We start from the raw sequence: 23,188 nt of genomic DNA on the forward strand, positions 1-23,188 counted from the left end.
CCGGCTACCGTTCGGGCGATGCCGCGCGCTGCGATCCTGGTCGTCGACGACGAGAAGAACATCCTGAGCACGCTCTCTCGCGCGCTGCGCGTCGAGGACTTCGACGTCGACGTCGCGGGCAGCGCCGAGATCGCGCTCGAGAAGGCGCGGGTGCGCGCCTACGACGCGTACCTCGTCGACGTGAACATGCCGGGCATGGACGGGCTCTCGCTCATCCGCGCGCTGCGCGACGCGCAGATCGACGCGCCGGTGCTGGTGATGAGCGGGCAGGGCACGATCGAGACCGCGGTCGAGGCGACGCGCCTCGGCGCCCACGACTTCCTCGAGAAGCCGATCGGCACCGATCGACTGCTGCTCTCGCTCGAGCGCGCGCTGCAGTTCACCAAGCTCGCGCACGAGAACGAGTCGCTGCGCGAGCGGGTGGGCGAGTCGACGGGCCTCATCGGCGAGAGCGCGCCGATGCGCGGGCTGCGCGATCAGATCTCGCTCGCCGCGAGCGCGAGCGCGAACGTGCTGATCATGGGCGAGCGCGGCACCGGCAAGGAGCTGGTCGCGGCGGCGATCCACCGCGGGAGCAAGCGCAACAAGGGTCCCTTCGAGAAGCTCAACTGCGCCGCGGTGCCGAGCGAGCTGATCGAGAGCGAGCTCTTCGGGCACGAGGCGGGCGCGTTCACCGGCGCGACCAAGCAGCGGCGCGGCAAGTTCGAGCGCGCGACCAAGGGCACGCTCTTCCTCGACGAGGTGGGCGACATGCCCTCGCCGATGCAGGCGAAGCTGCTGCGCGTGCTGCAGGAGGGCGAGATCGAACGGGTGGGCGGCGGCGATCTGCTGAAGGTCGACGTGCGGGTGGTCGCGGCGACGAACAAGCCGCTCAAGAAGGAGATCGAGGAGGGACGGTTCCGCGCCGATCTCTTCGATCGACTGAACGTGGTGCCGCTGCGGGTGCCGAGCCTGCGCGAGCGCATCGAGGACGTGCCGATGCTCGCGGGGCACTTCCTGCGCATCGCGTGCGCGGCGAACGATCGTCGCGGCAAGAGCTTCAGCGAGGGCGCGCTGGCGCAGCTCGGGAGGCACGACTTCCCGGGCAACGTGCGCGAGCTACGGAACCTGGTGGAGCGGCTGGTGATCCTGGTGCCGGGCGACGTGATCCACGAGAGCGACGTGCGCGCGCACGTGGGGCAGGGCGGGGCGAGCACGGGCGGCGGGTACTACCGGCCGGGCGCGCACCTCGAGGACATGGTGAAGGAGGCCGAGCGCGACCTGGTGCTGCGCGCGCTCGAGCACCACCAGGGGCACATCACGCGCACTGCGGCGGATCTCGGGCTGGAGCGGAGTCATCTGTACAAGAAGATGAAGGCCCTCGGGATCCGTAGAGATGCGACTGGGGAAGTGGACGAGTAGGTCTCGGCGAGAGGCGCGGGGTAGTGGGTCCGACGCCCGGGTGCTCGCGGGCTGCTGTCATGAAGGGCGCAAGCTTCGGGAAGCGGTGGTCGCATCGCGGCGCGCGCTTCGCGCCGCTTGCCGCGATGCTCAGGACAGTCTGTGGTCGGCCTCTGCGAGCCCCCGTCGCACGAGGGCGTCGGACCCACTACCCCGCGCCCGGTACCGCGGTTCTGCCGTCTCGATGGGTTGGGCTGGGGCGGCTCGCGACGTGGCCGCGCTTCGCCGCGTCCACGACGCTCGCGGTTCGGGCTCTGCTTCGCACTCGCCCGGAATCGTCGGGCTCTGCTTCGCACTCGCCCGGATCGAGCGGTGAGGCGACGGCACGCGCGGAGCGCGGGACGGCGACGCGTGAGTGCGTGAGGAGGCGACGGCACGCGCGGAGCGCGGGACGGCGACGGTGGTGGAGAGGCGACGGCACGCGCGGAGCGCGGGACGGCGACGGTGGTGATGCGTGAGGAGGCGACGGCACGCGCGTGAGCGCGGGACGGCGACGGTGGTGGAGAGGCGACGGCACGCGCGGAGCGCGGGACGGCGACGGTGGTGATGCGTGAGGAGGCGACGGCACGCGCGTGAGCGCGGGACGGCGACGGTGGTGGAGGCGAGCGCGCGGCGTGCGGGCTGGACGTGCGATCGCGCGGAAGCGTTCTGGCGCGCTGGATGGCTCCGCCGAGTCGCGCGGAAGCGTTCTGGCGCGTCGGACGGCTTCGCCGAATCGCGCGGAAGCGTTCTGGCGCGTCGGATCCGCTGCGCCGAATCGCGCGGAGGCGTTCTGGCGCGCTGGATGGCTCCGCCGAATCGCGCAGGAGCGTTCTGGCGCGCTGGACGGCTCCGCCGGATCGCGCGGAGGCGCTCCGGTCCGCCGGAACGCTTCCGCGGGGTCGCGCGGAACGCACGGATCTCGCGATCGCGGGCTCGCCGCTGCGGCGCTGGGCGCTGCCCGCGGACGGAGCTGAACGCGCGCGCGGATTGTCGCGATCGACCGCCCACGATCACGCTCTCCGCGCGCGCGGCCATCACGCCGCGCGTGGGGAGACCGTGATGACCTTGCCGAGAGAAGATCGTTCGACGTCGACCATCCTGCGCGATGCGCGGTTCCACCGCGCTTCGGTGAAGGCGGACCCAGCGACCGCGCACCTCGCCGAGCGGGTCGAGATCGCGGAGCGGAGGTTGCGCGACGCGGAGGACGCGACCGAGGCCGCCGAGGACGCGCGGGTGGAGGCCTACGCGCGGCTGGTGCGCGCCGACTTCGACGTCGATCAGCGCATCCGCGAGGTCGAGCTGCTGGTGCTCGGCGCGGTGTCGCGCGACCGCTCGAACGTCGGCTACCGCGCGTGCTTTCCGCGCGGGCTGAGCGACCTCGTCGCGATGCGCGGCGAGGAGCAGGAGCGCGGGGTGCGCTCGCTGGTGAACGAGCTGTCCGCGCGCTTCCCCGAGCTGGCGGCCGCGCACGGCGAGGCGCTCACCACGCTCGCGTCCGCGGCCACGACCGCCGAGCGCGCGTGGCTCGAGAGCGAGCGGCTCGCGAGCGCGGCGATCGGCGCGGAGCGCCTCGCGCGGGTCGAGCTCATCCGCGTGCTGCAGCGCAACGAGGGCGCGCTGCGCGAGGTGTTCCCCGGCGATCAGCGCCGCGTGAAGAGCTACTTCCGCAAGGCGAGCAAGCGGCGCGAGGAGACGCCGGAGGCCTAGCTCACTCGGGCATCGGGACGCGGCGAGGCGCGGGCGCGGCGGTCTCGGGGGCGGGCTGCGGCGCCGCGCTGCCGCCGCTCGTCGGCGCGACGTCGACCTCGATCACCGGGCGACCACGACCCTCGGCGGTGCGCATCCGGCCCTCGCGGCGGATGCGCGCCATCGTCTCGGCCTGGGCCTCCGCGCACTCCTGGAGGTGCCCCTCGAAGTACACCGGGCTCATGCAGCGACGCTCGCGCTCGGGCATCGCGCGGCAGGTGCGCAGGAACTCTTCCTCCGAGGGTCGGCCCGCCGCGGGCAGCTCCTCGCGCAGCGCGCCCTGCGCGGCCCACGCCTGCTGGCACTCGTCGCCCTCGTCGCGCGCCGACTCCGCCGCCGCGGCCCGCATCTCGGCGGCGATCGCGCGGCCGCGCGCCATCCGATCCTCTTCGAGCCGCTCCGGGCCCTGCGCGCGCTCGAGGGCCTCGCGACGGCGCCGCTCGGCCTCCATCATCGGCGTGCCCGCGAGCGCCCGGGCGCGATCCTCGCCGCCGCGCGACGCGCCCGCGAACATCGGCGCCTGCGCGCCGCCCGACGCGGGCGCCGGCCGCGACGGCTCGGACGACGGCAGCGGCTCCGAGCCCGCGCGCCTCCCCGAGCCACCGTTGCCGCACGCGCTCGCGACGAGCAGGAGCAGCGCGATCCCACACCCGCGGTGCATCAGCCTCCGTCCGCTTCGCCGCTCGTGACGACCGCCGCGGTGCCGCGACCCTGGGCGTCGGTGGAGAGCGCGAACCACACCATCTGATCGCCGCGCTGCGCGACGAGCGCGGGGCGCACGTCGTGGCTCGGGCGGATGCGCGGATCGTCGCCCGGGTCGAGCACGCGCCAGCCGTAGGCGGGCAGCTCGCGACGGTAGAAGCTCTCGAGCTGACCCTCTTCGAGCTCCGAGCCCTGGTAGATCGTCGCGACCTCGTCGATGCCTTCCTCGCGCGCGCTGACGACGCGTCGCGCGCCCGGCGGGCGCGGGATGTCGGTGGGGTCGACGCCCGGCGCGTCGCCGGTCTCCGGCATCAGCTGGTCGAAGCGCAGCGAGCCCTCGCTCCAGATCGCGACGAAGTGCGTGCGGTCGTTCGACGCGGGCTCGACGTAGACGTAGCGGAGATCGCCGAGGTCGTGCAGGTCGCGGGTCTGCCGGAAGCGGCGGAAGCGCTGCACGAAGACGTCGACGTCGGCGCGCTCGTGGCCGAGGTCGAGGCAGGCGACGAACCCGACGCCGTCGCGCTCCTCGCGGAGCAGCGGGCGGAACGTCTCGAGCCGCCGCGCCTCGGGCGCGTCGGGGTGCTCCGCGACGACCTCGGAGAACTGGGCCATGAGGTGCGCGTCGACCTGCTCGCAGCGCTGCTCGAAGCGCGCGAGCACCTCGCGCGGCGGCATCGGCGCCATGCCCGAGCTGAAGAAGATGCGCTGGCCGTTGACCATCAGCTGGCGCGGCGTGTCCTGCCGCGTCGCGTCGGCGAGCATCATCATCTCGGCGCCCGCGCCGAGCAGGTGCTCGCCGAGCTGGCCCTGGACCCGCTGGTAGGCGCCGAACGCGAGCACGGCCGCGACGATCAGCATGGTCGCGGTGACCCGCGCGATCTTCGGGAGCAGGCCCTCGGGGCGCTCGGCGATCTTCTTGCGGCTCGCGCCGACGGGCGGCGGAGTGGTTGCGCTCGTGGTCGTCGGATCGTCCATCGCTCACGCCCCCGAGAAGAAGTCGAAGAGCGCCTCGTACCAGGGCGTCTCGTCGTCGCCGCGCTGATCCTCGTTGCAGGCGATCAGCAACTCCCAGCGCAGCGTGCGGCTGCCGCCACCGAGCGACTCGGGGCGCGCGATGTCCACGTCGCGACGGCCCCCGAACTCGTCGATCATGAAGAGCGTGTTCGCGACCCAGCGGAGCGCGCCGCCGAGCCCGTCGATGCCGCCCGCGGTCTCGCCGTCGAACTGCATGCCCTCTTCGAGCACGGTGGGCGAGGGCGCCGACGTGTTGCAGCCGGTGAAGGCGTGCGACCACGCGTGATCACGGAGCGTCGCCATGTTCCGCTGCGCGTCGCGGAAGCCGAAGTGGATGTAGAGGATGATCCCCCACACCAGGATGATCACCGGGAGCATGATGACCGCCTCGGCCATCGCTGCGCCCTTCTGATCACCGAGCAGGCGCCGCGCGAAGCCGGGGCGCTTCGGTCCTTCCACGCGCATCAGTGCACCACCACGTTCTGCAGCTCGCCGAGCGCGCTGCAGCCCGGGATGCTGCAGCCGTCCGCGCCGCCGCCGCCGAGCCGGAACCGGCGCAGGCGCGCGCGCCAGCGCTGGTGCCAGGTCCACTCCTCGCGCTCGTGATCGCCCTCGAAGGGCTGCTCGTAGAAGTACTCCGACTGGGCGAAGCCGACGCGCGTCGCGTAGTCGAGGGTGTCGTAGACGCCGGAGCCGGTCTGCTCGGTGTCCCACGCGGCGACGGCGACGCCGTGGCGGGTCCAGCCGAAGGGCGAGTTGCCGTACATCAGCGTGCGGATCTGGAAGGGGCTCTCGCCGAGCTCCGAGCCGTCGGTGACGCGCTGGAAGTAGTCGGGGCACCACTCGCGCGCCGCCGAGGTGATGCGCGCGAGGCCGTAGAGCGCGCCGGCGCCGTACCACGGGTTGAAGATGTCGAAGTCGGCGTGGATCGGCGCGACTAGCTCCGCGATGCCGAGCGCGGGCCAGCGCACCTTGTTGTCGCAGGGCCAGTCGCCGTCGTGGTCTTCGGCCTGGAGCTCGGGGAAGAGCGGGAACATCACGCCGAGCTCGACCGGAGGGTTGTAGGGGCGGCTCGTGCTGTACCCGATGACCAGGCCCTGCGCGGCGAGCGGCGAGCCGTGTCGCACCGCGACCGCGACGCCGTGGGTCGCGGTCATGATCGGGTCGATGATGCGCTCGACCTGGTTGTGGATGTTGTGGGCCGACGACGCGTCGGTCCCGTACTTGATGGCGTAGTAACAGCCCTCGCAGCAGTAGGCGCACCAGGGGCCGCAGCCGAGGCAGGTGAGCCCCGCGGCGATCGCGGCGGCGTCGAGCATCTCGGCGGCGACCTGGAGGCCGGTCTCCACCGCGGCGAGCGCGGCCATCACGATGTTGAGCAGCGCGATGATGTTCATGCCGCGCGCGTGCACGACGGCGGCGCTGAACGCCGATGCGTCGGCGGCGTCCTGCATGCGCTCGCGGAAGAGCAGCGCGCCGCCGATGCCCCAGACGTAATAGAGGATGCCGACGAGCATCGCCGACATGAAGACGCCGATCACCATGATCGCGCCGCGTTGATCGAGCGTCAGCGCGGGGAACGCGGCGCTCGTGATGGGCCGTCGAGTTTTGGTGCTCGCGAGATTCCCGCTCACGCTGTGCGCCGGCTGCAACAACACTGCCATGGTGTGAGGCACACGATCCTACACGAATCGTCGTGGATCGACCCCTGCGGCGTGCCCACTCGGCGCAGAGCGGGGACGAGCGACCCCACCGCTTCTTGCGCAGCTGGGGTCAGCACACCGTGCGACGCGTCGAACGCCTGCGTTCTGCGAACGCAGGTGCGCTTCGCTCAGATGTTGCGCAACCGCTCGCGGAGCACGCGGGCGATCTCGGTCGCGCCGGGCTCGCGCAGGATCGTGAGGTGGTTGCCGTCGACCTCGTGGTACGTCGCGCCGCCGCGCAGCAGCGCGCTCCATCCGAGGTCGCGATCGATGCGGTCGCCCGGGAACACGCGGCGATGGCGCGCGGTGAAGACCAGCGCGGGGCCCTCGTAGGGGCGCATGCCGGGGTCGTAGCGCTCGGCGGCGGCGCGGAATCGCTCGTCGCGGATCGCGTCGATCGCCTCGGTCGTCAGCGCGCCGGGATCGATCGCGGTCGCGGGGGCGTCGCTGCGTCGGACGACGCGCTGGGTGATCGCGGCGTGCAGGTGCGCGAGGAACTCGCGCGGCTCGCGCAGGCGCGCGAGGTGGGTGCGCGCGCGGCCGAGCAGCCCGGCCTTGTGGAGACCGCGCGGGAGGATCGTGTCGAAGAGGACGAGCAGCTCGACGCGCTCTCCTTCGGCGCGCAGCCGCTGCGCGACCTCGTACGCGACGACCCCGCCGAACGAGACGCCGCCGAGCAGGTACGGGCCGCGCGGCTGGAGCGCGCGCATGCGCGCGAGGTACGCCGGCGCCATCACGTGCACGTCGAGCGGCGCGCCGACCACGTCGGCCTCGCACGCGAGCAGGCCGCCGAGCACCGCGCGATCGGCGGACATCGCATCGCCGAGCGCGGCGTAGAGCTGCACGCCGCAGAGCAGGAAGAACGGCGCGCGCGCGGGATCGAGGGTCTGGCGCGCCGGCGCGTTGAGCGGGACGAGGGTCGCGTCGGTGCTCGACGTGGTGCCGTCCTCGATGGCGCGCGCGAGCGCGCGCACGGTGGGCGCGCGGAAGATCGTGCCGAGCTCGATCGGGCCGCGCGCCGAGAGCTTCGAGAGCAGGCGCACTGCGAGCAGCGAGTGCCCGCCGAGCTCGAAGAAGCTCTCGTTCACGCCGACCTCGGGCACGCCGAGGAGCTCGCAGAAGAGCGCGGCGATCCACGTCTCGAACGCGCCCTCGGGCGGATCGGCGCGGCGCGCGCGGGACGACGTGCCGAGCTCGGGCGCGGGGAGGGCGCGCCGATCGACCTTGCCGCTCGGGGTGATCGGGAGCGCGTCGATCGCGACGAACGCGGAGGGGATCATCGACGCGGGGAGCGACCGCTCGCAGGTGGCGCGGAGCACGCCGGGATCGACGTCGCGATCGCGCAGCACGATCCACGCGACGAGGCGCAGCGTGCCCGAGGCATCGGGGCGCGCGCCGACGACCACGTCGCGCACGCGTGGATCGGCGCGCAGCACCGACTCGATCTCGCCGGGCTCGATGCGGAAGCCCCGGATCTTCAGCTGCTCGTCGGCGCGACCGAGGATCTCGAGCTCGCCGCGCGCGTTCCATCGCGCGAGGTCGCCGGTGCGCATCATCGTGGTGCCGCGCGCGAACGGATCGGGCCCGAAGCGCGCGGCGGTGAGCTCGGGGCGCGCGTGGTAGCCGAGCGCGACCTGCGGGCCCGAGAGCGCGAGCTCGCCGATCGCACCGCGCGGCGCGAGCTGACCCCCGGCGTCGAGCACGTACGCGCGACAGGTGCCGAGCGGCCTTCCGATCGGGAGCTCGCTCGGGGTCGCGCTGCCGGGATCGTGGAGCGTGCTGGTGATCGTGACCTCGGTCGGGCCGTACGCGTTCACGAAGCGCACGCGGGGATGGCGAGCACGCCAGGTCGCGTAGGCGCTCGCGCTCGGTCGCTCGCCGCCGACGATCACGAGGCGCACGCACGCGGGCAGCGCGCGATCGTGATCGTGCAGGTGCAGCGCGACCTCGGTGAAGAACGCGCTGGGCACGTTCACGACGGTGATCGCGTGGCGCTCGAGCTCGTCGAGGAACGTGTCGATCGACGCCGCCGCGCGCTCGCTGCGCGGGACCACGCAGGCGCCGGCGAGCCAGGTGGGCAGCATCTCTTCGATCGAGACGTCGAAGCTCGGCGAGGTGAACTGCAGGCAGCGATCGCGCGCATCGAGCGCGTAGGCCGGCACGATCGCGCAGGCGTGAGCGAGCAGCGCGCGATGCGGGACGAGCACGCCCTTGGGGCGACCGGTCGAGCCCGAGGTGTAGATCAGCGTCGCGGGCGCGTCGGGATCGAGGTCGATCGGTGCGATGGGATCGAGCTCGCTCGGCGCGTCGATCGCGAGGCTCGGGTGCGCGGCGAACGACGCGCGGGTGTGGTCCTCGACGATCACGCGCTTCGCGCCCGCGTCGTCGAGCACCATCGCGATGCGATCGCGCGGCCACTCGGGATCGATCGGGAGGTACACCGCGCCGGCGCGCAGCACGCCGAGCAGCGCGGTCGCGAGGTGCGGGCCGCGCCGCACCGAGACCGCGACGACGTCGCCGATCGCGATGCCCTCGTGGGCGAGGCGCGCCGCGAGCACGCCCGCGTCGTGATCGAGCTGCGCGAAGGTGTGCGTCGGCAGCGCGTGTGCATCCCGTGCGACCACGGCGATCGCGGCGGTGATCATGGTCGCGTCGCAGGGCATCAGCGCGCCGTCGCCGCCCGCGAGCGCGAGCAGCGCGCGCTGCTCGTCGTCGCCGACCATGACGAGCTCGCCGACGCGCGCGTGGGGGCGCTCCGCGATGCCGCGCAGGATCGCGACCAGGTGATCGCGCACGTGCGCGATCAGGTCGGGATCGAAGCGCGCGGGATCGTGCTCGAGCTTCAGGATCAGATCGTCGTGATCCTGGTAGGCCGCGAGCACGAGCGGGGGCTCGCTCTGCTCGTGCACGCTCACCCTTCGATCGCACCACGCGCCGCCGAGCGCGCGCAGCGCGCGATCGACGAGGTAGCGCTCGAACACCACCAGGCTCTCGAAGAGCGCGGGCAGGCCGGTCCACTCGCGGATCGACGTGAGCGGCGTGTGCTCGTGGGCGCGGACCGCGAGCCCGAGCGCGCGCAGATCGCGCAGCACCGCGAGCACGTCGCGCTCGGGTGGGACCGCGACGCGGAGCGGCGTGGTGTGGATCAGACAGCCCACCGCCTCGAGCGCCTCGGGCACGGTGCCGTGACGCCCGGCGCGCGTCGATCCGAAGCACACGTCGTCCTCGCGCGCGTGCCGCGCGAGCACGATCGCCCACGCGGCCTGCACCGCGTTCGCGAGGGTGAACCCGTGCTGCACGCCGAGCTCGACCAGGCGCGAGGTGGCGCTCGCGCCGAGCCGTGCCTCGAGCTCGACGTGGCGCGCCCCGCTCGGCTCGGCGCCGCGCGAGGCGGGCAGCGGCGTGGGCCCGCCGAAGCCGCGCAGCTGCTCGCTCCAGAACGCGCGATCGGCGGCGAGGTCGCGCCGCGCGAGGTGCTCGCAGTGCGCGCGCATCGAGGGCGGGCGCGGCGGATCGTAGGCCTCGCCCTCGTCGTAGCGCTGCATCACCTCGCGCAGCACGCGGGTGAACGAGCGCCCGTCGAGCAGCGCGTGGTGGAACGTGAAGACCAGCGTGCGATCGAGCAGCGTCACGCGCGCGCCGGGGGCGCGGCCGAGGTCCACGCCGCGCGCACGATCCTCGACGAGGAAGCGCGCGAGATCGCCGGTGCTCGCCTGCTCGAAGGGCAAGGTCGCGCGCTCGAGCACGCGCTGGCGGGGCTCGCCGTCGTGCCACACGAAATGCGTGCGCAGCGCCTCGAAGCGCTCGGTGCCCCACACCCACGCCGCGCGCATCCGCGCGACGTCGATCGCCTCGGGCAGCTGCACCACGAGCTGCTCGATCTCGACCCCTGGCGTGCTCGCGCGCAGGCTGTGCACCAGCATCGCGTGCTGGGTCGGCGTGAGCGGGAATTCGACGTCGCCCGCGGGCTCGTCGTCGTGTGCGCGCAGCGCGGCGTGGACCGCGGCCGAGAGCGGGACGGCGCTCATCGATCGACCTCCTCGATCGCAGCGTGAGAGATGCCTCGCGACGCGCGCTCCCTCGCGGGCCCGCGCGTTTCGCCGGGGGTAGACTCCGCGGCTCCATGCAGATCCCTGGCGACTACATCGGCGGACGCTTCGTCCCGCCCACTGGCGAGCCCCTGATCTCCGAGAATCCCGCGCGCGATGGCGAGCACGTCGTGCACACCGCGTGGAGCGCCGACCGCGTCGCCGATGCCGTCGCCGCTGCGAAGGACGCCCAGGTCGCGTGGTCGCGACGCTCGTTCGACGATCGCCTCGCCGCGCTGCACCGCTTCCGCGCGGTGATCGTCGCCCAGAAGGAGCGCCTGGCCGACGCGATCGTGAAGGAGATCGGCAAGATCCGATCGGAGGCGCGGGTCGAGATCGACTCGCTGATCGGACGTTTCGATCTGGTCGCGGCGCAGATCCGGAACGACCTGCGCGACGGGCCGCTGCCCGGCTTCCCGAACGAGGCGCTGCGCTGGCATCCGCATGGAGTCGTCGGGGTGATCGGCCCCTTCAACTTCCCCCTTCATCTCTGTCACGCACACGTAGTTCCCGCGCTCCTGCTCGGAAACACGGTCGTGATGAAGCCGAGCGAAGTCGCACCGCTCTGCGGGATCCGCTACGCCGAGGCCGCGCACGAGGCGGGGCTTCCGGCGGGCGTGCTGAACGTCGTGCAGGGGCGCGGTCCGACCGGCGCGGCGATGGTCGCGCACCGCGACGTGCACGGGCTCGCGTTCACCGGGAGCTGGCCCGTCGGTCGCCGCATCAGCGAGGCCGCGCTCGACAAGCCCGAGATGCTCGTGGCGCTCGAGATGGGCGGCAAGAACACGGTGATCGTCTGCGAGGACGCCGACGTGCGACAGGCCGCGCACGAGATCGCGGTCGGCGCGTACCTCACGACGGGCCAGCGCTGCACCTGCACCGATCGTGTGCTCGTGCATCGCGCGCTCGCGAAGCCGCTGATCGACGCGCTCAGGAAGATCGTGGGCGCGCTGAGGTTCGGCGATCCCGACGACGCGAGCGCGTTCGCGGGACCGATGGCGACCCGCGCGGGGCGCGACAGGCTCGAGGCCGCGATGGCGAGCGCAGTGCGCGCGGGCGCCGACGTGGTGGTCGAGGGCAAGCGCTTGCCCGGTGGGCTCTATCGCAGCGGCTCGGTGCACGTGCTGCCCGAGGGCGTGCACGACGTGCCGGGCTACACCGACACCGAGCTCTTCGGGCCCGACGTCGGCGTCGAGATCGTCGAGAGCGACGACGAGGCGATCGCGGTGCTGAACGCGTCGCCCTACGGCTTCGCGAACAGCGTGTTCACCTCGAGCGACGCGCGCTTCGATCGTTACTACCGCGAGACGCGCTGCGGGATCCTCAACCGCAACCGCAGCACCAACCAGGCCTCGCCGCGCCTTCCGTTCGGCGGCACCGGGCGCAGCGGCAACTTCCGCCCGGCGGGCTCGTTCGCGCCGCGCAACCTCGCGATCCCGGTCGCGGTGCAGAGCAACTCGGTGCTCTCGATGGCGGCCCACGCGTCGATCGCGCGCGCGCTGCCGCCGCACGATCTCGAGCGGCTCGAGGCGATGCACGACGCCGAGGAGCGCGCCGAGGCGAACCGCACCCCGAGCGCCGATGCGCGCCCGATGCGCGTCGTGCGGCCCAAGGGCGGGGCGGTCCCCGAGAGCACGAAGTGGGTCGAGCGGCTCTACGCGGGTGATCGCGTGCCGCGCGAGAAGAAGCAGCTCGTGTTCGATCACGTGCGCTCGCACGGACCGTTCATGGTCAGCGTCGATCCCACGCCGCTCTCGGTGATCGACGCGATGAGCCAGACCGCGACGATGCCGTTCGGCTTCTCGCACGAGAACCTGGTGCGCGCGTACGTCGGGGGCGAGTGGGGCGACGCGATGCTGCGCCCCCACGACATCACGCTGCCGAGCTCGGAGCTCGACGGTCCGGGACAGCGCGCCGCGGAGCATTTCGCGCAGACGCTGCGCGCACTGGTGCCGGGGCTGCCCACGGTGTGCTTCGCGGGCAGTGGCGCGGAGGCGAACGAGAAGGCGCTCGCGTTGGCTCGCCTGCACGCCAAGGATCGCGGCCCCCGCGTCCTCGCGTTCGACGGCAGCTTCCACGGCCGCACGCTCTTCGCGCTGCATGCGACGCACTCGCCGAGCAAGCGCACGCCCTTCGAGATCGCAGGGCACGAAGCGACGTTCGCGCCGTGGCCGCTCTGGGGCACGCCCAACGACGGCGAGCCCGAGGAGCCCGCGGGGTGGCGCGACGTCTGCGCGCGCGGTGACGCGCAGGCGCTGCGCGCGCGCTTCGGCAACAGCGACGATCCGCTGCTGCGCGCCGAGGTGGAGTCGCTCGCGCTGGTGATCGACACGCTGCTGCGGCACGAGCACTTCGTCGTGATCGTCGAGCCGATGCAGAGCGAGGGCGGCGATCGTTACGCGACGGCGCGCTTCCATCGCGGGCTGCGGCTGGTGACGCGCGCGCTCGGCGTGCCGCTGGTGATGGACGAGGTGCAGTGCGGGTTCGGGCTCGGCGGCTCGTTCGCGTGGCACCGCCGGTTCGGGCTGGTCGACGCGGAGGGCAACGCGGACACGCCCGACTGCCTGACCATCGCGAAGCGCGCGCAGGTCGGCATCGTGATGAGCCGGTTCGCCGATCCCGAGCCCACGCAGGCGTTCGTCGCGTCGATGATCCGCGGTCGCCTGCACGCGACGATGCTCGCGACGAGCGACGACGGCGCGCGCGTCGAGGCGATGGTGCGGGCGCGGGTGCCCGAGCTCGAGCGGCGCTGGGGCCACCGCATCCGCTGCGTGCGCGTGCAGGGCTTCGCGTTCGCGTTCGATCTGGCAACTCCCGCGGAGCTCGACGCGTACCTCGGGCAGCGCTTCTGGCGCGGCGCGATCGCGTTCGCCGCGGGCGATCGCACCGTGCGCTATCGCCTCAACGCGAGCTTCGAGGAGCACGACGTCGACGAGGTGTTCCGCGTGGTGCACCAGTCGCTCGCGTGGCTCGACGCGCACCCGCACGAGAAGGCGCCGGAGTGGCACGACGTCGCGAGCCCGCCGCGTCCCGCCCAGCCCGAGGTGCGCATCCGCCGCGCCGCGCCCGACGAGGTCGAGGCGCTGCTGCCGCCGATCCTCGGGCTCGAGGAGCAGGTGTACGAGCCGGCGCGCCGCGATCCCGAGCATCGCCTCCGTCTCGGCTTCGAGGATCCCGACGGGATCGTCGTGCTCGCGGAGCGCAAGGACGGCGACGCGTGGACGCTCGTCGGCTACGCGATGGCCGCGCCGATCGAGCGTGTTCCCGAGGTGTCGGGCCCCGATCGTGACCCCGCGCGCGGGCGCGCCGACACGATCTACAGCCTCGCGCTGACGGTCGATCCCGCGCTGCAGGGCACGGGCATCGGACGTCGGCTCAAGGCCGCGCAGCTCGATCATGCGCGCGCGATGAAGCGCGCCGATGGCTCGCCGCGTTATCGGTGGTGCACCGGCCGCAATCGGCTCGGGCACGCCGACGCGATGATGCGCCTCAACGACTCGTTCGGCGCGTTCACCGCGGTGACGCTCGAGAACCAGTACGGCGAGGACGCGCTCGCGCGGTACTACCGCCAGCCGCTCGGGCCGATCGCGGTCGAGGGCGGTGTGCCGGGGAGCGAGGGCGTCGTCGATCTCGCGAGCGGTCTGGTCGCGCCCTTCGCCGCGCCGCCGGCGACGCTGGTGCGCGCGGAGCGCGAGGGCATCGTGTCGGGCGCGACGATCGACAAGATCACGCTGCTCAACTACGTGACCCCGCCGGCGGTGCGCGCGATCGAGCACGTCGCTGCGCTGAGCCCGGATCTGCCGCACGTCTATCTCGCGTCGGGCCGCGACGAGGCGATCGACAAGACGATCCGGATGCTGCGCTGGCACCGCAAGAGCGCGCGCGTCGTGATCTCGCTCGAGGGCGCGTACGTCGGGCACACCAGCGCGTGTGCGCGCTCGATCAGCGATCCCTCGGTGCACGCGATGGGCCCCGCGCTCTTCGAGTGGCCGCGGGTGCCGCATCCCGAGCTCGTCGGTGACGCGGAGAGCGAGGCCGCGCTGCGCGCCGCGATCGCCGCGGCGGGCGGCCCGAGCGCGGTGCTGGGCATCGTCGTGGAGCCCATGCAGGAACGCACGGGCCGGGTGCTGAGCCATGCATTCGTGCATGCCCTCGCCCGGCTGCGCGCCGAGACCGGCGTGCCGATCGTGAGCGTCGAGACCGCGGGCGCGTACTACCGCAGCGGCGCGGGCGCGTTCGCGAGCGAGACGTGGGAGCTGGTGCCCGACGCGCGCGTGTGGTGGACCGGCGGGCAGCTCGGCATGGTGCACGTCGGCAAGTCGCTCTGGGTCGCGACGCCGATGACGTTCGTGAGCACGTGGGACGGCGACGAGCTCTCGCTGATCCAGATGCACCACCAGCTGCGCGCGGCGCGCAAGGTCGACGTCGCGGCGGGCGCGAGCGCGCTCGACGCGGCGCTCGCGGGCACGAGCGCGCGCGGAGCCGGGCTCTATCGCGTGGTGGAGCTCGGCGAGCGGCGCGATGCGATCGCCGACGCGCTGCGGGCGCGCGGCATCGTGGTGCGTCGCCTGCCGGGGGGACGCATCGCGATCGCACCTGCGCTCGATCGTGCGGTGGCGCAGAGCGAGGCGCTCGGCGCGGCGCTGCGCGCGATCGGCTGATCGATGAAAATCGGCTCGCCCGGAGGTTCCTGCCGTCCGCGCGCTTCGCGCGCTCCCGTCCGGAACCTCCGGGACGAGCACTCCGGGTGATCACTCGAGCGCGGGGTCGTGCACGGCCACGCGCTCGAGCAGGTATCCCTCGCCCTGCGAGACGAGGTGCGCATCGAGGCCGAGCCGGCGCAGCGTCGCGATCGCGACGTGCAGCCGGTTGCGGCTCGCGCGGGTGAGGGTCCGCTCGACGGGCCAGCCCGCGCGCACCACCGCGTCGTTCGCGAGCGGTGCGTCCGGCCGGCGGAGGTGCTGCGCCACCAGCGCGCGCAGGATCGCCGCGAGCACCGGTCGGCTCGTGAGGCTGACCGGCGCATGACCGGGCGGCGTGAACCACGTGCCGTCGCGCGCGACCGTCGCGCTGCGTGCGCGTGTGACCCAGCGCGTGCGCTCGGCGCGGAGCACGCGCAGGGCGAACCGCAGCTCGTCGCCGCTGTCGCGAGCGCGCTCCGCCTCCTCGATGCGCGCATCGATCGACGCGACGAGCTCCGCGCTGCGCCGCACGTCGCGGGCGAGCCGCGCGCGATCCGCCTCCGCGAGCTCGAGGTGCATCTCGTGCACCTCGAGGGCGAGCCGTAGCGCGGGCTCGTCGAGGTCGCGCAGATCGCGCCGCGCGATCGCGAACGCGCGCTCGGCCGCGGCGAGCGCGCCCACCATCGCGTGGCACGCGCCGCTCGTCGCCGCCGCGATGCCCTGCTCGCGTCGATCGCCCGATGCCCGTGCGATCGCCTGTGCGCGAGAGAGGCCCTCGAGCGCTTCGTGGGGACGGCCTCGCTCCAGCTCCAGGCACGCGAGATCGAGCTCCGAGATCGCCTCGAAGCGCCGGTTCCCGAGGGCGCGATGCACCTCGAGCGCGCGGCGGAAGGTCTGCTCCGCGGCGTCGAGATCACCCGACTCCTGCTCGAGCAGGCCGAGGTTCTGTCGCGCCATCGCGAGCGCGAGCCGATCTCCCGCGCCCGCCAGCGCACCGACCGCTTCTTCGTAGAGCGCGCGCGCTCTCTCGAGGTCGCCGCGCTCGTGGGTCATCGTCGCGAGCGCCGCGAGCGTGCGGCCACGACCGCGCGTGTCACCACGCGCCGTGTAGTCGTCGAGCGCGCGCTGGTAGAGCGCGTCCGCCTCGTCGCGGCGGCCGAGGTGCCGCATCAGGCCGGCCCAGTCGCTCGCGATGCGCGGCGCGAGAGCGCTCGCTCCGGCGAGCACCGACGCGCGCTCGAAGTCCGCCAGCGCGTCGCGCGGTCGTCCCATCCTGCGCGCGAGCCGCGCTCGGGCATGGCGCAGACGCGCGTGCAGCGCGTCGTCGAGCGCGCGCTCGTGGGCCAGCACGTCGTCGAGCAGCGCCCACGTGCCCTCGAGCCCGCCCTGCATCGCCGCGAGCGACGCGAGCGGGAGCACCGCGCGCGCGCACGTCTCGGCGTCGGTGCCGTCGCGCGCGATGCGCTCGAGATCGCCGCGGTGCCGCGCGAGCGTCGCGATCGAGCCCGGCGCATCGAGGTCCGCATCCGCGCCCGACGCGAGCGCGAGCACGCCTCGCACGAACCGCGCGCGCACGTCGTCTGCGCTCGGGCGCGACGCGAGCCTCGCGCGCGCATCGCGCCGCACCGACGCGTAGAGCGCGAACGACGCGTCATCGCGCGCCCGCACCAGCGATCGATCGCAGAGCTCCTGCAGCGTGATCGCGCTCGAGCGCCATCCGCTCCGGACCGCCTCGGCTGCGTCGAGGGTGAGCTCGCCCTCGAAGAGCGAGCACGCCTCGAGCGCGCGACGCGCCTCCGGGCTCGCGAGCTCGAGCCGATGTCGATCGTCGGCGCCGATCAGCGCGTCGAGCCGCGCCGCGAGCTCGACCGGCGTGAGCGCGACCGTCCGCGCCGCGGCGCGCTCGAGGTCGGCGGGGATCCCGTCGAGGGCCCGCACGATCGTGTCGATCGCGCGCTCGGTGTCGGCATCGTCGGGCAGCGCGCGACCTCGCGCGTCGTGCGCGCGCGCTCGGAGCACCGCCGCCGCGTCGTGGGGCGCGAGCGGCTCGAGCACGATCACTCGTTCGCCCGGCAGATCGAGGCGCACCTGCGACGTGACGATCACTCGGAGCGCGGGCGCCCGCTCGAGCCAGGTTGCCAAGACACGCGGGAGCCGAGCGGCGACCCGCTCCGCACCATCGAGCACCAGCAGCGTCGCGCCGCGCTCCGCGAGCGTCGCGCCGAGCGCGGGAACGCTCGCACCACCGCGCGTGCCGAGCGCGCGCGCGACCGCCGCGCACAGCGCGCGCGTGTCGCGGGCTGGCGTGACATCGCAGAGCACGACCCCCGTCAGGCCCGCGACGTGGTGACGCACCAGGCACGTCTTGCCGACGCCCGCGACGCCCCGGACCGTGACCAGCCGACGAGCGCTGCCGCGCAGGCTCGCCTCGAGGAGCGCGCGCTCGGCGTCGCGCCCCACCAGCTCGGTGAGCGGCCCGCCGACCGGGATGCTGCGATCGCGGCCCATCGAGACCTTTGTACCGCATGGTGATTCGCGCGCCGCTTAAGTCGACGGTTAAGAGCGTTCCGCGCACGCTCGTTCCCATGCAGCTTCGACATGCTTGGTTCTCTTCGGTTCTCCTGATCGTGGGCTGTCACGGCGCCAGCGATCGCGCGCCCGAGCCACGCCCCGATCCCGGTGAGCTCGGCGAGTGCGCGGACTGGTGCTGGGTCGAGGGCGCGGACCTCAACGCGATCGACGGTGTCTCGCCGTCGTCGGTGATCGCGGTGGGCGAGCAGGGCACCGTGATCGAGTGGACCGGTGAGGGATGGCGCGAGCACGACCTCGCGACCCGCGACGATCTGCTCGACGTCTCGGTCACGAGCGACGGCGCCGCGTGGGTCGCCAGCGTCGACGAGGTGTGGCGCTTCGACGGCTCGCGCTGGTCGAGCGCGCGCGACGAGCGCGGCGCGCGTCTCGTCGCCGCGACCTCCGGGGCCGACGCGTGGATCGCCGACGGCGCGCGCATCGAGCACTTCGACGGCGAGCGCTGGCGCGACCGCTCGCTCGAGGACGCGCTCGTGTTCGACCTGCTCGCGATCGCGCCCGGCGAGGTGTGGATGCTCGGGATGCAGGGCGCCGAGGTGAGCGGCGTGCTCCGCCACGACGGGACGGGCTGGGCGCAGGTCGGGCCGAGCTTCGACGCGCTCTCCCATCGCCTCGCGGTCGTCGGTGGAGAGGTCGTGGTCGTCGGCCGCTCCGAGGTGCGGCGCTTCGATGGCGTCGCGTGGGCGCCGATCGCGCGCGCGTCGCTCGACCTGCTCGCGTGGCCGGGCCGCGACGGCGCTGCGCCCACGAGCGACGACGCGCTGTTCGCCGCGCACACCGGCGTCGTGTCGACGCCGCCCGCGCTCGGCTGTGGATTCAGCGGCGCGGTGCGCGTCGGCGACGAAGCGTTCTGTCTCGGGCTCTACGGTCAGGTGCTGCGCTACGACGGTGCCTCGCCGCCGCGCACGGTGCGCACGCTCGAGCGCGCGCCCGCGGAGCGTTGGGGCGCGCTCCCGCCCGCGTTCTTCGCCGGCGAGAGCAGCCTCGCGTGGGGCGCCGGGCCGGAGAGCGTGTGGCGCGTGCGCGACGGAGCGCTCGAGCGCTACGACGGCACCGCGTGGATCGAGCTCGCGAGCGGTGGGTTCTCCGACATCTCCGGTGCGAGCGCGCGCAGCGTGTGGATCGTGGCCGACCCGCTGCTCCACTGGGACGGCGAGCGCCTGAACGAAGTCGCGCGGCCCGCGATCCTCGGGAGCGACGGCTACGTCTCGCGCGTGCACGCGGTCGCGCCGGACGTCGCGTTCTTCGTCGCCGAGGTCGACGGGCGCTCGCTCGTGCTCCGTCACGACGGCGAGTGGTCGGTCGTGCTCGAGCCCGAGCCCTCGGATCCCACGCTGCAGCTCGGCATCGACGACGTCGCGGGGACGAGCGAGGACGATCTCTGGGCCATCGGCGTCGAGCGACCGAACGCGCGCGCGCCGGGCGCGGGCGTGCTCTTCCACTTCGACGGGTCCGCGTGGTCGCGCGCGACGGTCAGCGAGACGTGGGGCTTCGGCGATCTCGTCGCGCACGGCGACACGATCTGGGCGAGCAGCTTCGACTCCTCGGAGCCCGTGGTGGCGGCCTCGGGCGACGCGGCGCTGCTCGCGCGCTTCCACGCGGTGAGCGCGTTCTTCCCGGGCAACCTCTGGGTCGGCGAGCACGACGTGTGGCTCGCGTCGGGCATCCAGGTCGCGCGTCGATCGCGGTGATCGCGTAACCCGCGCACGTGCTCGGCGTCAGCGACCCGGGCACGTGCACGAGCGTTCGAGCGCGCGTGCGATCTCTCGCGATTTCGCGTCGTGAGATGCGCGATCGGTCCGCACCGAGACGTGCTCCCTACGACATCTCCTCCCACGCGGACGAGCAGGAGAGCACCGGAAACGCGCGGAGATTGCGAAATCCAGAGCTGGCCTCGCTCCGTCATGCCTCGCAGAACGCTCCGCCTGCCGCGCTCGTTGCGGCCCGAGCAACCGAGGGTTGATGACGCTGCACCGTTCCCGGGCCTTCATGGCGGCCATCGTCGCCGCCTTTGCGATCGTGAGTCTCTGGCCCGCGAGCGAGTGCTCCGCGCAGTCCACGGACTCGCAGGAGGAGGAAGGACCCTCGAACGGCCGCACGCCGGTGAGCGACGTCGCGGGTGTGTGGGCGGGCGCGGGCACGGCGATGCTGGGGCTCGGTGTCGGTCTCTTCTTCTCGCCCAGCGATGCGCCGGCGGACACGTCGAGCGTGTGGCGCGGCGGCATGTTGCTCGACGACGACTTCCGCGATGCGATGCGCGCGCCGACCCCCGAGGGCCAAGGCTTCGCGCGCCGCGCCAGCGACCTCATGATGGTCGGCCTCATGGCGAACGCCCTGCTGATCGACTCGCTGCTGATCCCGCTGGTGCAGGGCGATCCCGATCTCGCGTGGCAGGCGTCGTTCGCGTACTCGCTCGCGCTCGGCACGATGCTCACCGCGGGCAGCATCGTGAAGCGCGTCACGAGCCGCGCGCGCCCCTTCGAGCAGGAGTGCGCGGCGAACCCCAATGCGCCCGGCTGTGGCAGCGCGGACGCGTACCACAGCTTCTTCAGCCTCCACACCGGCGTCGCGTTCACGTCGGCGGCGTTCTCGTGCGCGATGCACCTCGAGCGCAACCTCTACGACGATCCGATGGCCGACGCGGTCGCGTGCGGCTCCGCGCTCACCGCCGCGGCGCTCGTCGGAACGCTCCGCGTGGTCGCCGACGCGCACTATCTCTCCGACGTGCTCGTCGGCGCGGTCCTGGGCGGTCTGATCGGCTATCTCGTGCCCTTGGCGGTCGTGCCCAAGCGATCGCGCGTCGCGCGCGAGATCGAGCAGGAGGCGATCGCGGAAGAAGAAGCGCTCGGCCTCGAGGTGCCCCCGCCGACGTACGGCGTCACGTGGTCGGTCACGCCGATGTTCGGCATGGGCGACGACGAGGGCGGCACCGGCCCGATGGCGGGCGCGACGAGCCGCAGCGGCATCACGCTCGGCGCGCAGATCAGCGGAACCTTCTGAGCTGGCTTTCCGAGGGGCTGTCGCCAGCCCCTCCCCCGCCGGGAGTGAATCCCGGCGGGTCCCCCTCCCGCGACGCTTCGCCGCTCCGCGGCTGCGCGCGGGGCCCCAGCCCCGCTTGCGAATCGGGGGAGGTTCTTCTCTCCATCACGAGATGGTCGGGCGTGCGCGATGCCACGCGCAGCCCGGCCTTCTCGAGGACGCGGATCGACGCCGCGTGATCGATCGCCACGCGCGCGATCACGAGCTCGCTCCGTGTCTGCGCGAGCTCGACCAGCGCGCGCGCGATGCGCGTCCCGTGACCGCGCCCTTGGTGCTCTCGACGCACCAGGAACCCGATCTCGAGCGCGTCGTCCTCGCGGGTGACGAGCCCGCTGCCGATCGGCGCGCCCGCTTCGTCCTCGATGCAGAGCGCCGCGAGCACCCGCGGATCGTCGGGACGTCGATAACGATCGAGCAGCCCCGCGACCTCGTCGGTGCGCAGCGCGCCACCGACGCGCGCCATGATCACGGGATCGGTCACCAGCGCCGCGAGCGCATCGAGATCGCGCGCGCCCCACGGCCGGTACCGCAGCCCGTCGCGCTCGAAGGTCGCGCGCATCAGCGCCGTCGCGCCGGCGGGATCGGATAGTGACGATCGAAGTCGGGGTCGCGCGGGAAGCGCAGCGCCTCGCGATGGATCGAGAGATCGCGCTTGAGGCGCACCGCCTCACGCCGCGCGCTCTCGAAGAGCTCGTCGTCGGCGTGATCGAGCAGCGCGTGCACCTTCGCGATCGCGTCGTGCACCCGCTGCTCGGAGCGCCCCAGCGCGCCCGCGATCTCCTCGAGCAGCTCGCGCTCGACGGTCGCGCGCGGATTGCGCCACTCGACCTCGCGGCGGATCGGATCGAGGTGCGTCTCGCGCTCCTCGTCCTTCAGTCGATCGACGAGCGCCTTCCAGAACGGCTCGGACATCCCGCGATCGATCCTGAGGTCCACTGCGCCCGACGTCGACTACCGGCCCTCCCAAGGGATCACGAAATTGCCGCACTCGCCGGAGAACTCCTGCACGTCGCCGTCCATGCGCATCGACGTCGTCTCCTCCACCCGGCTCTCGAACGCGGCCGGGCTCTCGATGAAGCCGAGCATCTCGCACATCTCCTGATCGCCGATGCCCCAGCCGACCTCCTCGGCGCGCGGGTTCTCGAACTCGCACCCGAAGCGCAGCCCGGTGAGCCCCGCGAGATCGAGCGGCGGCTCGTAGAGCAGCCCGCGCGCCTCGCCGTTGTAGCCGCGCACGTCGAGCAGCATCTCGCCGTCGCGCGGTCCGCCCACCGCCTGCAGGAACACGCGCGTTCCGAGCGCGTGCGTGTGCGGCAGCGAATAGAAGAGACGGATGTGGAACGGCTGTTCGGTCGCCGCCTCGAAGTCGCTCGCGAGATCGCACGTCGTCACGAAGCGCGACGTCGCGCGCGGCGGGATCGTGAGCGCGTGATAGTCGATGTGGAACGGCGTCAGGACGATCGTCACGTCCTCGCGCGGGATCGAGTAGATCGACAGGCGCGCGTGGCCGCGCACCGTCTCCGGCGTCGCGTTGAGCACGTGGACGTCGCTGATGATCCGCGAGCGCGGCGGGATGCGCACCGCGGCGCCCTCGGGGAAGAGCTGCACCTCGCGCGCGGCCTGCGTCGACTGCGCGTAGAGCACGCCACCCGCGACGGCGGCCTGGAGCTGGTGATAGTCGCGCTCCGCGCAGGGCCAGACGCCGTCGGGCCCGACGAAGAGCGAGTCGGGCACGAAGGTCCAGTTCGAGTGGTGCGAGGCCTCGTCCTGCTCGAGCTCGACCGCGTGCACCCAGAGCTCTTCGTCGTTGTCGAGCGTCCAGCTGCGGCACAGGCCGGAGAGCTCTTCGCCGGGCTCGGACACCACCTCGTCGAAGTCGTGCGTGCGCGCGGCCCCGGGGATCGGCGCGCAGATCCCCTCGGCGTCCGCGCGGGTGCCCGACGTGCACGGCACGCACGCCGCGGCTCCGTCGTCGCCGAGCGTGCAGCCCTGCTGGTTCACCAGACAACGCGTGGCGTCCTCGGCCGCGCAGCGCGGCGCGTCCTCCTCGGACGAGCACGACACGAGCGCGAGCGCGACGAGCGCGAGTGAGATCGACGACGACCGAAGCGACACGGCTGCCTCCTTGAACGACCGTTCAAAAACCGGCTCGCCAGCTCCGGGGTCCTCCCGTCCGCGTGCTCCGCACGCTCCCGTGCGGGCC

The 23,188-nt window shown here is 73.2% G+C and carries 14 protein-coding genes; 5 read left to right on the forward strand and 9 right to left on the reverse strand.

The annotated features are described in order from the left end of the window. Positions 1–18 precede the first annotated feature (18 nt). Together I5071_RS45120 and I5071_RS45125 are read left to right on the forward strand one after the other, a co-directional pair. The gene (locus I5071_RS45120; protein WP_236519644.1) at positions 19–1,401 is read left to right on the forward strand and encodes a sigma-54-dependent transcriptional regulator; all 1,383 of its coding nucleotides are present in this window, start codon (positions 19–21) and stop codon (positions 1,399–1,401) included. A 1,080-nt stretch (positions 1,402–2,481) separates the two neighbouring features. Continuing rightward, the gene (locus I5071_RS45125; RefSeq protein ID WP_236519645.1) at positions 2,482–3,129 is read left to right on the forward strand and encodes a hypothetical protein; all 648 of its coding nucleotides are present in this window, start codon (positions 2,482–2,484) and stop codon (positions 3,127–3,129) included. 1 nt (position 3,130) lies between these two features. Here the strand turns inward: I5071_RS45125 and I5071_RS45130 are convergent, their stop codons facing one another. From I5071_RS45130 to I5071_RS45150, 5 genes are all read right to left on the reverse strand, one after another. Next, positions 3,131–3,829 (reverse strand): hypothetical protein, encoded by a 699-nt coding sequence (locus tag I5071_RS45130; protein ID WP_236519646.1) that lies wholly within the window; start codon positions 3,827–3,829, stop codon positions 3,131–3,133. Continuing rightward, entirely contained in the window at positions 3,829–4,845 is a 1,017-nt protein-coding gene (locus I5071_RS45135; protein ID WP_236519647.1) for a hypothetical protein, read from the reverse strand. The genes I5071_RS45130 and I5071_RS45135 overlap by 1 nt, the downstream gene beginning before the upstream one ends. Before the next feature lie 3 nt (positions 4,846–4,848). Continuing rightward, entirely contained in the window at positions 4,849–5,349 is a 501-nt protein-coding gene (locus I5071_RS45140) for a TadE/TadG family type IV pilus assembly protein (protein ID WP_236519648.1), read from the reverse strand. Next, the gene (locus tag I5071_RS45145; protein WP_236519650.1) at positions 5,349–6,518 is read right to left on the reverse strand and encodes a hypothetical protein; all 1,170 of its coding nucleotides are present in this window, start codon (positions 6,516–6,518) and stop codon (positions 5,349–5,351) included. The genes I5071_RS45140 and I5071_RS45145 overlap by 1 nt, the downstream gene beginning before the upstream one ends. 197 nt (positions 6,519–6,715) lie before the next feature. Next, positions 6,716–10,615, reverse strand: coding sequence for an amino acid adenylation domain-containing protein (locus tag I5071_RS45150; protein WP_236519651.1), 3,900 nt, complete (start codon positions 10,613–10,615; stop codon positions 6,716–6,718). 95 nt (positions 10,616–10,710) lie between these two features. On the opposite strand from I5071_RS45150, the gene I5071_RS46925 reads away from it, so the two are divergent. Further along, complete coding sequence (locus I5071_RS46925; protein ID WP_329611123.1) at positions 10,711–15,336, forward strand: aldehyde dehydrogenase family protein; 4,626 nt, start codon at positions 10,711–10,713, stop codon at positions 15,334–15,336. 90 nt (positions 15,337–15,426) lie between these two features. On the opposite strand, the gene I5071_RS45170 is transcribed toward I5071_RS46925, so the two are convergent. Beyond that, complete coding sequence (locus I5071_RS45170; RefSeq protein ID WP_236519652.1) at positions 15,427–17,865, reverse strand: ATP-binding protein; 2,439 nt, start codon at positions 17,863–17,865, stop codon at positions 15,427–15,429. Between the two features lie 77 nt (positions 17,866–17,942). Between I5071_RS45170 and I5071_RS45175 the strand changes: the two genes are divergently transcribed. Next, positions 17,943–19,637: a hypothetical protein gene (locus I5071_RS45175; protein ID WP_236519653.1), complete on the forward strand. Its 1,695-nt coding sequence runs from the start codon at positions 17,943–17,945 to the stop codon at positions 19,635–19,637. 298 nt (positions 19,638–19,935) lie between these two features. Further along, positions 19,936–20,946 (forward strand): phosphatase PAP2 family protein, encoded by a 1,011-nt coding sequence (locus tag I5071_RS45180; RefSeq protein ID WP_236519654.1) that lies wholly within the window; start codon positions 19,936–19,938, stop codon positions 20,944–20,946. Here I5071_RS45180 and I5071_RS45185 read toward each other — a convergent pair. Genes I5071_RS45185 through I5071_RS45195 form a run of 3 tightly spaced genes read right to left on the reverse strand, consistent with a single transcriptional unit; the run spans position 20,930 to position 23,100 of the window. Beyond that, positions 20,930–21,544, reverse strand: coding sequence for a GNAT family N-acetyltransferase (locus I5071_RS45185; protein ID WP_236519655.1), 615 nt, complete (start codon positions 21,542–21,544; stop codon positions 20,930–20,932). The two genes, I5071_RS45180 and I5071_RS45185, sit on opposite strands and share 17 nt — an antisense overlap. Beyond that, the gene (locus tag I5071_RS45190) at positions 21,544–21,897 is read right to left on the reverse strand and encodes a hypothetical protein (protein ID WP_236519656.1); all 354 of its coding nucleotides are present in this window, start codon (positions 21,895–21,897) and stop codon (positions 21,544–21,546) included. The genes I5071_RS45185 and I5071_RS45190 overlap by 1 nt, the downstream gene beginning before the upstream one ends. A gap of 39 nt (positions 21,898–21,936) precedes the next feature. Continuing rightward, on the reverse strand, positions 21,937–23,100 hold the full coding sequence (locus tag I5071_RS45195) for a hypothetical protein (RefSeq protein WP_236519657.1): 1,164 nt from the start codon (positions 23,098–23,100) through the stop codon (positions 21,937–21,939). Between the last annotated feature and the right edge of the window lie 88 nt (positions 23,101–23,188).

Source organism: Sandaracinus amylolyticus, from assembly GCF_021631985.1.
Taxonomy (GTDB): domain Bacteria; phylum Myxococcota_A; class Polyangia; order Polyangiales; family Sandaracinaceae; genus Sandaracinus; species Sandaracinus amylolyticus_A.